Genomic DNA, 13,807 nt, shown 5'->3' on the forward strand with positions numbered 1-13,807 from the left:
CAAAGTGTGCGAAAGAAAATATGAAGACGCTATTCATTAATTTGTTCTTGGGTTTAGTCCTCTTAAGCATTGTCAGTACGGGCAATGCGAGGGGAAAACCTTTCTGTGCTAATGGACAAAGCAATTACCCTATGGTTATTGGTTATTTAGGAGCCGACTCTTCCTGGAAATTAAAAAATGGCGATCAGGTAAAATTAGCGGAACAATTGTCTCATGTCAGTGTGATCAATTACTCATTTATTCGTTTGGCAAAAGATACTAATGGCCATACAATCCTTGCGCCCACGGCGCAGGACATTGAAAATATTCAATTACTACGCCAAATTAAACCGGATTTACCGATTATGATTGCTGTGGGTGGTTGGGGCGAGCGCGAAGGATTCAAGCCTTTTTTGGAAAATGAGTATCAACGCACCATTTTTGTAAAATCAGTACAAGAGTTATTGGCTCAATACCGTCTTGATGGTATAGATGTTGACTGGGAAAATGAACTATTGGCCAGCGAGCAGGAGATATCCGGAGTGGCGGCCTTACTTAAACTACTTCATGAGCAAATTGGAAAAAGTGGTTATTGCGTAACCAATGCGGTACCTGGAACAAAAGCTTATTGGACTCAATACCCTGATGCATCGTTATGGCAGGCTTATGTGAATTGGACGACGGTGATGGCGTATGACAATTACGGAACTTTTGGTCCAAGAACCGAACATGCAGCAGCTCTCTATGAGCCACATCGAATCAATGAGGAAGGCTATCCTTATCCTAATACATCGGGGAATAAAGCGGTTCAACATTACTATAAGCAGGGATTAGCAGCGAATAAAATTATTTTGGGAATCCCCTTTTATTGTCATTCTTATTTTATCAATAACAACACAATTGTGGCGCAGGCTGATGCTCCTGGATTGCATGTGCCAGTATTGGATCCGAACATCAGCAGTCAAGTAAGTTATATGGACGCTTATACTGCTTATGGCGATAAACTATACACTTATACTCTTAATCCTGGTAACTCCGCTTTTCATGCTGTTTCTTTTTATGGTTTGATCCCAATCGAGCATACTGAAATAAGCCGTTTTATGAGTTGTGAGGGGCCTCAATCCGTATTAGATAAAGTCGCCTATGTTAAAGGCAATAATCCAATGAGCAAAGGGTCACAAAAAATCATTAAGCTCGGCGGAGTATCGTTTTGGAGCTTACAACAGGACTTACCTTTTCCTCATCCCCAATCTTTATTGCATGCAATTAATGAGGGGTTCAATCAATAGAATTGTTAGTTAATTTCTTTCCAAAAAAAAATCAACCAGATAGAATGTTTAGGTTAATGACGATGCAGGCAGTATCCTTTCTACAGCCTATTTAGCATCGGCTTTAATTTAAGCTTTACCGGAATACAAGGAGTAAAAATTAATTTTTACTTCATGCGCCTGAAAATATCTCTCTTACTATAAGGACATAATAATGAAGCTCATTTGGTTTAATAAACTATTGATTGGTGCGTTCACGTTTTTGCTATTGACGTCCACCCAAGCAGCGAAACCCGTCTGGACTTTTGAGCCACTGACGTTAACCTCTCTATCCGTTCCAGTGGGTGGAACGGCCATTGTTCAATACAGAATAACAAATCAATCAAAAAGAAAACACACGTTAAAGATGACTCCTATTCGTGGGATTGAGCAGATTTCCAATATTGCCCTGGTACCTTTTAATAATTGTGCCAGCGTATTTGTTTTGGGTTATCAGGAGTCTTGCGTTTTAACCTTGCAGATAAATGGAAGTGTGTTACAAGGAAATGTAATTGGGGGGCCTGAAGTTTGCCAACAGGGCTATCGAGCAGAATGTTATCAACCAAGTTCTATCAATAGTTTGAATATCCAGCTTACTGAGGGTGCGGTGGCTAATCTTGTTGCCAGTGTCAGTACTCTGGCGCTTCAGATAGATGGTATACCAAGGATTATTACCATTACCAATAATGGTACAGTTACTGCAACCGGCGTGACTTATACTCCATCACCTGCCTTGCCTGCAGGAACTACCATCACTCCTGCCAGTTGCGGAACGATTGCACCAGCAGGTACCTGTGTATTAACCATTACTCCCGGTGCAACACCGAGCGCTACGCCTGGCGATCAAAATCCAACACCGATTACCTTGACTATCGCGGGAGCTAATACCAATACACTAATGCCTACCCTGAATATTTTGACCTATGGTAGTGTGTATCAATCGGGATATGTTTTTTCTTTAAACGATGCTACACCTAATACTGGGAGTGTTGGGGGAAAAATAGCCGCGCTTGTTGACCAAGCCACTTTCTCAATTAATGGTGTGTATTGGAGTGCTGATAACACGAACAACCCTGTTTTTGATGTCGTACCAGGAGTCTATGAAAACTCGGTTAACCCTCCTGATGCCTGTACGGGTAATAGTGATGGTGCTTGTAATACTAATGTCATCGTGAGTTATTATTCTCCACCAACAACTAATCCAGCAGTCAACTTATCCTTTTATGGAGCCGGGCTTTGCAGACAGCTGACTGATGGTGGATTTACTGATTGGTATTTACCCGCCATTTGTGAAATGGGATATGACAGAGCCAACCAGGGCACGGGTTGTGGCACGCGGGTTTCGCCAACGCTGCAGAACATGCAGTCCAATTTGGTTGAAAATGGTAATATTGGTGCTCTTTCAGGCCCTTATTGGAGTTCAACAGAAAGCACACACATTATTCCAACCAATGCCTGGGATCAGTTCTTCTCTGCCACCCCCAATGTGAATTTCCAAGATGAAGACAGTAAAGCGGGGCCTATTTCTATTCGTTGTGTTCGGGCTATTACCAATTAATTTACTTCTTTATAATAGAGGCGATGTTGATCAATACTTATAAGAAGGTGTTCCTTGGGAGCACCTCTTTATATTAGACCCTAAGAGGGTTCTCAAGAGTTTCGTCATCTCGAACGTAGTGAGGGATCTGCCAAAGGTGGACAACGTGCTTATATCAGTAGATCTCTCACTACGTTCGAGATGACGTTCTTCGAAAAATTAGTTAATTACAGGTTTTTTTCATCTGGAGAAATTTAGATAAACCTGGAAAAGCCGCAGCTGTAACCCGGGGGAGGAGTTCTTTTTGACTAAATATGAAGAGTTCTTTGTATTTGCTGTGTATCATTCTGTAAAATGAGGATTTAATCTTTCTTATCTGAATTGAGATTGCATTTCATGGATAATGAACCAGTAACAATCGATGATACCCTCGTGCGCCGTTTGGTGGCAGCACAATTTCCCCAATGGCAAGATCTCCCAGTTCGACCCGTTGCGGTTAGCGGATGGGATAACAGGACCTTTCACTTGGGAGAGCATATGCTGGTGCGCATGCCCAGTGGTGAGGACTATGCCGGGCAAGTAGAAAAAGAGCAAAAATGGCTGCCCAGACTTGCACCCTTGTTGCCTCTTTCGATTCCAGTACCTTTGGCGCTCGGGCAGGCGGCGGATGGTTATCCATGGAAATGGTCTGTTTATCGCTGGCTTGAGGGCGAAAGTGCTGCATCTGCGCCTATAGCCGATCTATGCGATTTTTCAGCACATCTCGCGCAATTTCTCCTCGCTTTGCAACGCATTGATGCGACAAAAGGTCCGCTGCCTGGGCCGCATAGCTTCTATCGAGGAGGAGCATTAACGACATATGATGCGGAAACGCGTCAAGCGATTGTTACTCTGAAAGAGCGAATTGATGTTGCTACGGCGACTGAAGTTTGGGAAACAGCACTGGCAACTACCTGGCATGGTTCACCCGTTTGGGTGCATGGTGACCTTAGTGCTGGCAATTTATTAGTACAAGGGGGGCGATTAAGCTCGGTCATTGATTTTGGACAGCTGACGGTCGGGGATCCTGCTTGTGATCTGGCCATCGCCTGGACACTGTTTGAAGGTAAAAGCCGAGAGGTCTTTCGTTCAATGCTTTTACTTGACGCAGGTACATGGGCTCGTGGTCGAGCCTGGACTTTGTGGAAGGCCTTGATCTGCCTCGTTTCCGAGTTGACTACCATGAATTTTGAGGCCGCTAAATCTTGGCACATCATTGACGAAGTGCTTGAGGACTACCGGCGTACAAAAAATGAATCAGTGGGGTAGTCTCGAGAAAGGGCTGCTTTTATTCTCGGTTTACTTGGATTATTTAAAGTCTGGGGGCCTGATAACCTTCTTTGAGCCCGTGTTTAGAAAATACAATTTGCCAAAGTTGTGTTTGACGTAAGCGAAACGTACTGGCACACGAGAGTAAATAATAACTCCACATACGGTAAAAACGTTCATCGTATTGGTTTTTTAATGTGTTCCAATTTTGATTAAAGTTGGCGTACCATGCCATTAATGTTTTATTGTAATCAGCACCAAAATTATGCCAATCTTCCATAACGAATAACTTTTCTGTGGCTTTTCCTATTTGCATAATTGAAGGAAGACTGCCATTGGGGAAAATATATTTAGTAACCCATGGGTCAACGGAAAGATTAGTAATATTATTACCAATAGTATGCAATAAGAATAACCCATCGTCTTTTAAGCAATGATGAACCTTCTGCATGTAAGCAGGATAATTCTTTTGACCGACGTGCTCGAACATGCCCAGAGAAACGATGCGATCAAAATGACCTTGTATGTCTCGATAATCCTGAAAAAGAATTTTAATAGGTAAGTTAGCACAATTTTTTTGTGCAAATTCACATTGTTCTTTGGAAATGGTGATACCTACTACACTGACACCATATTTTTCAGCTGCATATTTTGCTAATGCTCCAAAACCACAGCCAATATCTAATACTTCCATGCCGGGTTTTAACATCATTTTTTGGCAGGTTAATTCAAGTTTGTCCTGTTGGGCATCATCCAGGTTCGTTGCACGTTTCCAATAGCCGCAGGTATAATTCATGCGTTTATCCAACATGGCCTGAAACAAATCATTGCCTAAATCATAATGTTTTTTTCCTACGATTAAAGAGCGTTTTTTTGTTTGATGATTAATGAGTTTTAGCAAAGCAAATCTTAATAGCATTCCGGCATTTGTTTTTACTTTACTTTCAAGGTCTGCTTGAATTATTCGATCAAAAAATTGGTCGAGACTTTTGCAGTCCCACCAGTTATCCATATAGGCTTCACCAAGCCCTAATGAGCCATATTTTAAAACACGACTATAAAAATCTTCATTATATATTTGGATATCCCATGGTTTATCACCGTTTAAATGTATTCCAGCACAATTTAACAGTTCCAGGGCGTAGCTTTTTAGATGATTTGTTTTCATGATGTTAATTTATCAGTCCTTTGAAATTTAATAACATACGCAAAAATTATTATAAATAATGTCTATATTAATTAGAGTATTAGTATAAGAGTGACATTAAATGCTACTTTTTTCCAGTAGCATATTTTAGCCTGTAGTCATCTTGATCGTGAGCGAAATAACACATTGCATAGATAATTTATTTTGAGGCTACGGCTCAGTCAGTTTCCAGATCAAGCAAAGTAGCCTGGTTGCTCCCAACCCGAAAATGGTCTTAATAAAGAATTTTTTGTTCAAATCGAAATAAAATCCTTACCTTAATGGCCGTGAGGGTAGAGGGAGCTGCTAAAACGATCAATTTACCTCTTACCTATCCGTGGTGGTGTATAATTAAGAATGAAATTGAATAGTCTTCTTTCTTCTTTATAAATATTATGACAAGTTCCGAGAAAACAGATAACAGTCTTCATTGGGCACATCCTCTAGTACGTGAATGGTTCATTAATAACATCGGCTCACCAACCGCACCCCAACGCTCAGGTTGGCCGTATATACTAGCGGGAGAGAGTGTCTTAATTTCAGCTCCAACAGGTTCTGGGAAAACTTTTGCAGCTTTTTTAGCGTGTATTGATCATTTAGTCAGAAAATCCATTGCTGGTACACTTAATGATGAAACAGAGGTTCTTTACGTGTCCCCATTAAAAGCAGTGGGTAATGATGTGCAAAAAAATCTGATGGAACCACTTAATGCAATTGTTGAGCTGGCCAAAGTACAAGATGTATCAATGGCTCCAATCCATGTTGCTGTGCGAACGGGGGACACTCCTGCTAAAGAACGTTTGGGAATGTTAAAAAAGCCACCTCACATTCTGGTAACCACCCCTGAATCTTTATATATATTACTTACAGCGGAAAAAAGTCGAGAGACTTTACGCACTATTAAAACCATCATTGTTGATGAAATTCATGCCCTGGCTAATGATAAACGCGGCTCTCATCTCTCTTTATCTTTAGAGCGTCTGGAGGACATTACCTTACAATCTCCTATTCGTATTGGTTTATCCGCTACTCAAAAGCCTATTGATCTCATTGCCAGTTTTTTAACTGGAACTAATCGTTCCCGACCTGCAATTATCAATATTGGTCATGCCAAGCATCTGGAGCTTGGGGTGGAAGTTCCCATCAGCGAATTAGGAGCAGTTGCCTCCAACAATCAATGGGAAGAAATATATGATCGTATTGCTGAATTAGCCAAGCAAAACCGTTCCACTTTGATTTTTGCTAATACTCGCAGGACAGCAGAAAGAACAGCACATCATCTTGCAGAGCGTCTAGGTCAGGATCAAGTAGTTGCGCATCACGGCAGTTTATCTAGAAAATTAAGATTAGAAGCTGAAACAAAATTAAAAAATGGTGAGCTAAAGGCATTAGTAGCCACTGCTTCTCTGGAGCTGGGAATTGATATCGGGACTGTGGATTTAGTCTGTCAATTGGGCTCTCCTCGTTCAATTGCCGTAATGCTGCAAAGAGTCGGTCGGGCTGGTCATTGGCACGGTGCGATTTCAAAAGGGCGACTTTTTGCTACCACCAGAGATGAGTTAGTAGAGTGTGCTGCTTTAGTTTATGCAATTCAAAACGGGGATTTGGATCAATTAATCCTTCCCCAGCAACCTCTTGATATTTTGGCGCAACAAATCGTAGCAAGTTGTGCTACCAATGATTGGCATGAAGATGATTTATTTAATTTAGTAAAAAATAGTTTTCCTTATAAAGATTTATTAAGGGAGACTTTTAATACCCTTATTGAAATGCTTTCAGAAGGTATTTCTGGTTCTCGCGGACGTTATGGCGCTTATCTTTTTCGCGATCGAATTAACGGGATAGTTAAAGCGCGTCGCGGGAGTCGTTTCACGGCCATAACCAGCGGTGGTGCCATACCTGAAAATGGTTTATTCACGGTAATAGCAGAGCCCGCTAACACCGTCGTTGGAACATTGGACGAAGATTTTGCTGTTGAAAGTAACCGTGGCGATATTATTTTACTGGGAAGTACTTCCTGGAATATTCGACGTATTGAAAGTGCTACTGGCCGAGTTATTGTGGAGGATGCCCATGGCTCTCCTCCGAGCGTACCTTTTTGGCGAGGTGAAGCACCTGCAAGAACGAATGAACTTTCATTAGTTGTTGCTGACTTGCGTCAAATAATCAGCGATAAGTTGGCGCTGGATTTTTCCTCCACAGATACGGAGTTTATAAAAAATAATCCGCTTACCTTTGATGCTCAAGATTGGTTAAAAGAACAGTGTAAGGTAGATAGTGCAGGGGCAGGGCAAATAATTGACTACATTTTGCAAGGGAGAGCAATTTTAGGCGCCGTACCGACCCAAAAAACGGTAATTGCAGAACGATTTTTTGATGAATCCGGAGGTATGCAGTTAATCATTCATACTCCATTTGGAGCGCGCATTAATAAAGCATGGGGCTTGGCTTTACGTAAGTGTTTTTGCCGAACGTTTAATTTTGAATTACAAGCCTCCGCCACAGATAATGGCATCAATATTGCGTTAACAGAACAACATAGTTTCCCTTTATTGGATGTATTTAATTTTTTACATGTTAATACTATTAAAGATGTTTTAATTCAGGCCGTTTTACAATCTCCTTTATTTGCAACACGGTGGCGTTGGGACGCGGGAAGATCCCTGGCTTTAGTGCGCTTTAGAAATGGTAAAAAAATTCCACCCAATATTCTGCGTATGCGCTCCGAAGATCTGCTTGCTGCAGTTTTTCCAGATGCAGCAGCTTGTCAGGATAATCTTAATGGGCAGGATATAGAACCGCCCGATCATCCATTAATCAATGAGGCAATGAAAGATTGTTTAACTGAAGCGCTGGATCTTGATGGATTAATTAAAGTATTAAATGGGATAAAAAATAAAGAGATCGAATGTATCGCGGTAGATACGCCGACACCTTCTGTTTTTTCCCACGAGATTTTAAATGCCAATCCCTATGCATTTTTAGATGATGCTCCATTAGAGGAAAGACGGGCTCGTGCCGTAGAAATGCGTCGAATATTACCTGCAAATCTGTTACAAAATCTTGGGAAACTGGATCCTGAGGCTATTAAAACTGTGCAACAGCAAGCCTGGCCTGACGTAAGAAACAGCGATGAATTACACGATACCTTACAAACATTGATCGCTTTTCCTGCTAGTGAAGTTGACTATCAAGAGTCCAAAAAACTTTGGGAGCCTTTTTTTAATGAACTCGTTTCCACCGGGCATGCCGGTACTGCATTGGTCAACAGCAAACTCTTTTGGTTTTCAGTAGAGAAAGCGAAAACGTTTTCTATTATTTATCCTCAAGCCATTTTGAATCATCAATTGCAAGATATAGAAGAACATCCTTTGGCGGTGGAAGATAGCATTTTAAATATGATTAGACACTGGATGTTATGTCTTGGTCCTATAACAAGTAATAAATTGAGTCATTTATTAACTGTAAGCTTATCTGATGTGGAACAGTCATTATTGCGCCTGGAAGCGATGGGACTCATTTTGCGTGGCACTTTTAATCATACGAATGAGCAAGAATGGTGTGAGCGCAGATTATTAGCACGTATTCATCAGCTCACTTTAAGTCGATTACGCCAGGAAATTGAGCCGGTAAGTGCCAGACAATTCGTTCGATGGCTCTTAAACTGGCAGCATGTGGCACCAGGTACTCAATTGAGTGGTGAGCAAGGACTTCTGACTGTCATCGAACAACTGCAAGGTTTTGAGATTCCTGCCAAAGCTTGGGAAACAAGCATCCTGGCCAAGCGATTAATTCATTATGATCCTCAATGGTTAGATAGGCTATGTTTAATGGGCGTTATTGGCTGGGGACGGCTCTCTTCAATGGCTGGGGTAGAAAACAATACAGAGCTTACAGAGAGTAAACGAATTATGCCTACCAGTATTGCCCCTATTACTTTTTTTATTCGAGAATCATCACAATGGATGCCCCATAATCCTCATTTAACGGATGAAAACATTTTAAGCAGCTTAAGTCATAGTGCAAAAAGCATTGTGCTTTATTTAAAAAAGCATGGTGCTTCTTTTTTTACCGATATTGTTAATGAGGTAGGTTTTCTAAAATCAGAAGTGGAAATGGGACTGTGGGAATTAGTAACCGCCGGACTTGCAACTGCTGATGCCTTTGATAATCTACGTTCTTTAATTGATCCACGTCGTCGTTTAAGCAGAAAGAGACGACGTCCCATACGACCTCAATTCAGCACAGGTCGTTGGTCATTATTAAGAACCCTATCCCCTAAGGATTCTGATGAACAAATTGAGGCTACATGCTGGTTATTGTTAAAACGATATGGTGTGGTTTTTCGTGATTTACTGGCAAGAGAAAAAATTATTCCTCCCTGGCGAGATTTATTAATCGGATTTCGTCGTTTGGAAGATCGTGGTGAAATCAGAGGAGGGCGTTTTGTTCAGGGATTTTTAGGGGAACAATTTGCTTTACCTTATGCAATTGATTCATTGCGGGCTATGAAAAGTAAAAAAGACAGCGAAGAAATTATTACTCTGTCCGCAGTAGATCCCTTAAATGTCGTAGGCTTCATATTGCCTGGGGCTCGTATAACCGCTATTTCCAAGGGAGTTGTGAGGCTTCAGGATGGCATGCAAGTGAACTAGCAATGGGAAACTTTTCACGTCTTTTCGGAATTGCGTACGTTCCGGAATCTTCATATCCCATCTCGGAGTTTACACACGTCATCCCGAACGAAGTGAGGGATCTCACTGCTGTAGTACCATCTTTAAGTTAACAATCGATATAATCGTTCCAGTTGGATCTGCTTGTTTTTTGAAATAGCCGTCAGGGAGATCTTTCGTTGGAAAAAAGAGGTTTTTTAGAATGCGTATACTTAATTTAATTACTTATGCAAGTGCGCATAAACTCCATCCCAGTCTTTAGGTGGAGGGGTCTTTTTAAAAATTAAAATTCGTTCAAGATAAAGCTGATAGAGATAAAGTTCTGGGTTTTGGGAGTGAAGCTCAGTAAATTTTATTTCGGCAGCAAGCCAGTTTTGAGCATAATAATCTATTAGCGCTTTATTATATTCTTCCAGTTCATTAAGTATTTCTGGAGAGGCTTCTGAAAGAAGACCCAATGGTTGATAGATGGTTAATGCGGTTTTTCGACCTTTAACAGAGACCTTATCGATGGCTCGCCAGAGAAAGGTATCAGTTTCGAAGCGAGCAGTATCGTTCGCCAAGATATCTACTTGATAGAACTTGGTGAGGTCTTGCAAACGAGAGGCCAGATTAACTGTATCTCCAAGCACCGTATAGGCGCGACGAAACTCTGAGCCCATATCGCCAACATTCATTAGTCCTGTTGCCAAACCGAGTCCGATATTCACTTGGGGTAAGTTATTTTCTTTCATTTTGGCATTAATTTCTGGCAAGTGCTGGAAAATGCTAAGAGATGACATAATGGCATTATAGGCATGATGTTCATCAGCGATGGGCGCTCCCCAAAAAGCTACGATCATATCACCCACGTATTTATCAATAGTACCGCGATAACTGAAAATGATTTCGGTAATAGGGGTGAAAAACGTATTTAATAAATGTTTCACTCCCACGGCATCCAGGCTTTCACTGATGCTGGTAAAGTTTCGTATGTCGGCAAATTGCACGGTCATATTAAGGGTTTGGCCTTCCATACTGTATTGTTCTGGGGACTCGATAAGTTCTTTTACATATTGTTCCGGGACGTATTGGCCGAATAGCTGATTGATTTGGCGTTTTTGTCGCCGTTCTATAATATAAGAGTAGGCATAATTAATCAGGGCTTGAAGAATTATTAGCGTTATCAATAAGGTTGAAGAAACATAAAAGCTTTTAAATACAAATAACAATAAAGTAGCACTGAAAATTAGAAAGATACTGATTAGCGTGACGAGCAATTTGCCGAGTATTCCTACAAAAGGAAAAATAAGAGAAAAAAGAACCCCGAAAAAAATTAGCAGAATTATGCCTTGTGGGGTACGCCAGGAATACTCGGATGCTAATTGTTGTCCTACTATGCCTTGGACTATATTTCCTACCATTTCAACACCTGGAAACAAAGGAGCAACCGGAGAGTCATGGAGGTCAGCCAGTAATGTCATGGACGAGCCGATGATTGCGATTGAACTATCCAGTTCTTTTTTATCTACTTTGTCATGTAAGATGTCTGTTGCTGAATAATAATCCAGAGTACCCGGCCCCCCAAAAAATGGAATAAGGATTTGACCACGCGAATTGGTCGGAATAAAAGTGCCATCCAGTTGTATGCCATAAATTTTTTGGTCATGGATTAACAGTTCAGTATTCTCCACCAGGAGATAATTTATTGCTATTTTTAGGGCCAGGCTGGGATATATTTTATTATTGTAACGTGCCAAGACTAGCGCATGTCTCACAATCCCGTCGGTATCGGGAAAGTTAGTGACAAATCCGGCCTGAGTGGAGGCTTTGAGAAATAAATCCAAGGTGCCGTTGTACCCTTCAAATGTAGATAAAGGAGGCTGATTTTCCTTAATTGGGATATTGCTTTGATAATTTAGAGGAGGGGGCAGTACTCCCTTCTTTACATCGGTTTCATGTTGAAATAAAAAGCCTAATACGACGTTGTGATCTAATAATGTTTGAGCAAAAATTTGATCATTGTCAATTTTAGGCGCAATTGTTTCCAGGGTATACATCAGTTTTTTTTGTTCTGGTGAGGGTATTGGGTCTAACTGTTCTAGCTTCTTTTTTAGTCCAAGAGCATAATTGACCTCAGCTTCAGACATCACTATGTCCAGACCAATGGTTACTACCCCAGCTTGTTTCAATTTGGAAACCAAGAGCGCCATTCTATCTCTAGGCCAAGGCCATCTCCCTTCTTTTTGTACAGAGTATTCGTCAATATTAATGATGACCACGCGTGGATTTTGCTGATGAGAGTGCCAATTCAAGCTGACAAATTGGTCATAAATTTTACCATCCATTTGTTTAATAAAAGTTGAAATAAACGGGATGTTAAAGAGGGCTACGATAAGTAAAAGAACAGTGCAGAAAAGACCAAGGAAAATCTCTATGAATTGAGTATTCGTCAGTTTAATTCCCAAAGGAAGTTTTCTCGACACGAATAATTATCCTTTTTTAAATAAAACCATCAGTTCTGCTTCAGTACACTGCTTCCGAGAAGGGGCTTTACCTCATCCTCAGGCTCACTGCCATTGATTTAAGAAACGTCATCCAGAGCGAAGCGAAGGATCTCCAAAATGTGGCTCATGCCAATTTCAGGAGAGCCCTCATGCAAACTTCTCGGGATGACGGAAAAGTGGCTTAAGTCTATGGCAGTGCTCTTCAGGCCGAACGGATCCAGGTAATACCTCGATCTCGACTGTCTCAATTCCCAGCCGTCGAAAAACCAATTTTCAACAGCCTCTAATTTAATATAGCTGATTTGAGAGAATTTATCGTTTAACTGAATTGATAACTAAAACTTACCAAGGTGTCATTGCTCGTAAAGGTTCCCGCTGCATTATAGTATTTTTGTTCCAGTCGCAGCGTGAGCTGTTTGAGTTTAAATGAGATACCAGCCCCTATTCTGAATGCATTTTTATTCATTTGCAGTTGGGGAACTGCGCCGAGAATGTTAGCAATGTTAATCGTTTCGCGACTGTTTTTAAAAGAGGCTACCTGGATTAATCCACCATTAATAAAAGGGGTCATTGCAGGGGTAAATTTATATCCCAACTCTAAACTTTCTAAAATATAAACCACCTTGTTTGTTAATGGTTTTACTGTTTGAACTGGGATGTCTTGATCGGGATAGGTTATATATTTTTTATCAGAAACTACTTGGTTATACAAACCTCCAACGCTTAATTTCGTTGTCATTTTTTTCCAATTGTATTTATATATCCCATTGATACTGGAAAACCAATTATGATTCACACTATGGGATAGTCCCAGGTGAGGTGTGGGCGTTAATAATGTTTGACTGGATATATTGTTTTGTCCATAGGCACCGGCTAAATCGATATAAAAATGTTGATTAAAGGCTTTCAGCAGGTGTCCAAAAAGGGTGTTATTTTTAATGTCCTGTTTTGATAGTATGAGATCAGCAGGAGCTAAGACCACCTGAGATTGAACATACGTATCAATCCTGAATAAATAAAGACCTGCGAAAAAATTATGAGCTAACTTAATATGATCTGCTCCGGCAGCATAAAGGTTTGAGAATCCTTGAAAACGATTAAAATTATCTCCCTGTGTTGAATCAAAATTAAAATCTAAATAAGTATACAAAAATTTGGGAACTATTTGTTTTACAAAACCCTTGTTTTTTTCAGAAGAGCTTTTTTTATTCTTCTGCGGCGAATCATTACGCAATAAAGATGAGGAGCCTGCATAGGTAAACGTCCAATTCCATATTAAAAGAATCGATAGCACTATGGATTGTTTTTTCATAAATTCCAGGTTCCTTTTT

7 protein-coding genes are annotated in these 13,807 nt (G+C 40.6%); 4 read left to right on the forward strand and 3 right to left on the reverse strand.

All coding sequences use genetic code 11. From position 1 onward, the window contains the following. Positions 1-20: 20 nt before the first annotated feature. The 3 genes from LOX96_RS06050 (at position 21) to LOX96_RS06060 (ending at position 4,131) form a co-directional block, all read left to right on the forward strand. A complete protein-coding gene (locus tag LOX96_RS06050; RefSeq protein WP_250421845.1) occupies positions 21-1,268 on the forward strand; it encodes a glycoside hydrolase family 18 protein in 1,248 nt (415 codons plus the stop codon). 193 nt (positions 1,269-1,461) lie between these two features. Continuing rightward, positions 1,462-2,844 carry a DUF1566 domain-containing protein gene (locus LOX96_RS06055; RefSeq protein ID WP_250421846.1) on the forward strand — a complete coding sequence of 461 codons (1,383 nt, stop codon included), beginning with the start codon at positions 1,462-1,464 and terminating at the stop codon, positions 2,842-2,844. Between the two features lie 411 nt (positions 2,845-3,255). Further along, entirely contained in the window at positions 3,256-4,131 is an 876-nt protein-coding gene (locus LOX96_RS06060; RefSeq protein WP_250421847.1) for an aminoglycoside phosphotransferase family protein, read from the forward strand. Positions 4,132-4,174: 43 nt separating this feature from the next. Here LOX96_RS06060 and cfa read toward each other — a convergent pair whose 3' ends face one another. Then, positions 4,175-5,299: a cyclopropane fatty acyl phospholipid synthase gene (cfa, locus tag LOX96_RS06065; RefSeq protein ID WP_250421848.1), complete on the reverse strand. Its 1,125-nt coding sequence runs from the start codon at positions 5,297-5,299 to the stop codon at positions 4,175-4,177. A 413-nt stretch (positions 5,300-5,712) separates the two neighbouring features. Here cfa and LOX96_RS06070 point away from each other — a divergent pair, with 413 nt between their 5' ends. After that, positions 5,713-9,972 (forward strand): DEAD/DEAH box helicase, encoded by a 4,260-nt coding sequence (locus tag LOX96_RS06070; protein ID WP_250421849.1) that lies wholly within the window; start codon positions 5,713-5,715, stop codon positions 9,970-9,972. Between the two features lie 239 nt (positions 9,973-10,211). Here LOX96_RS06070 and LOX96_RS06075 read toward each other — a convergent pair whose 3' ends face one another. Both LOX96_RS06075 and LOX96_RS06080 read right to left on the reverse strand, forming a co-directional pair. After that, positions 10,212-12,455, reverse strand: a complete 2,244-nt coding sequence (locus LOX96_RS06075) for a CHASE2 domain-containing protein (RefSeq protein WP_250421850.1) — start codon at positions 12,453-12,455, stop codon at positions 10,212-10,214. A gap of 340 nt (positions 12,456-12,795) precedes the next feature. After that, a complete protein-coding gene (locus tag LOX96_RS06080) occupies positions 12,796-13,788 on the reverse strand; it encodes an autotransporter outer membrane beta-barrel domain-containing protein (protein ID WP_250421851.1) in 993 nt (330 codons plus the stop codon). Positions 13,789-13,807: the final 19 nt, after the last annotated feature.

The organism is Legionella maioricensis (genome assembly GCF_023618015.1).
In the GTDB taxonomy this organism is placed as follows: Bacteria; Pseudomonadota; Gammaproteobacteria; order Legionellales; family Legionellaceae; genus Legionella; species Legionella maioricensis.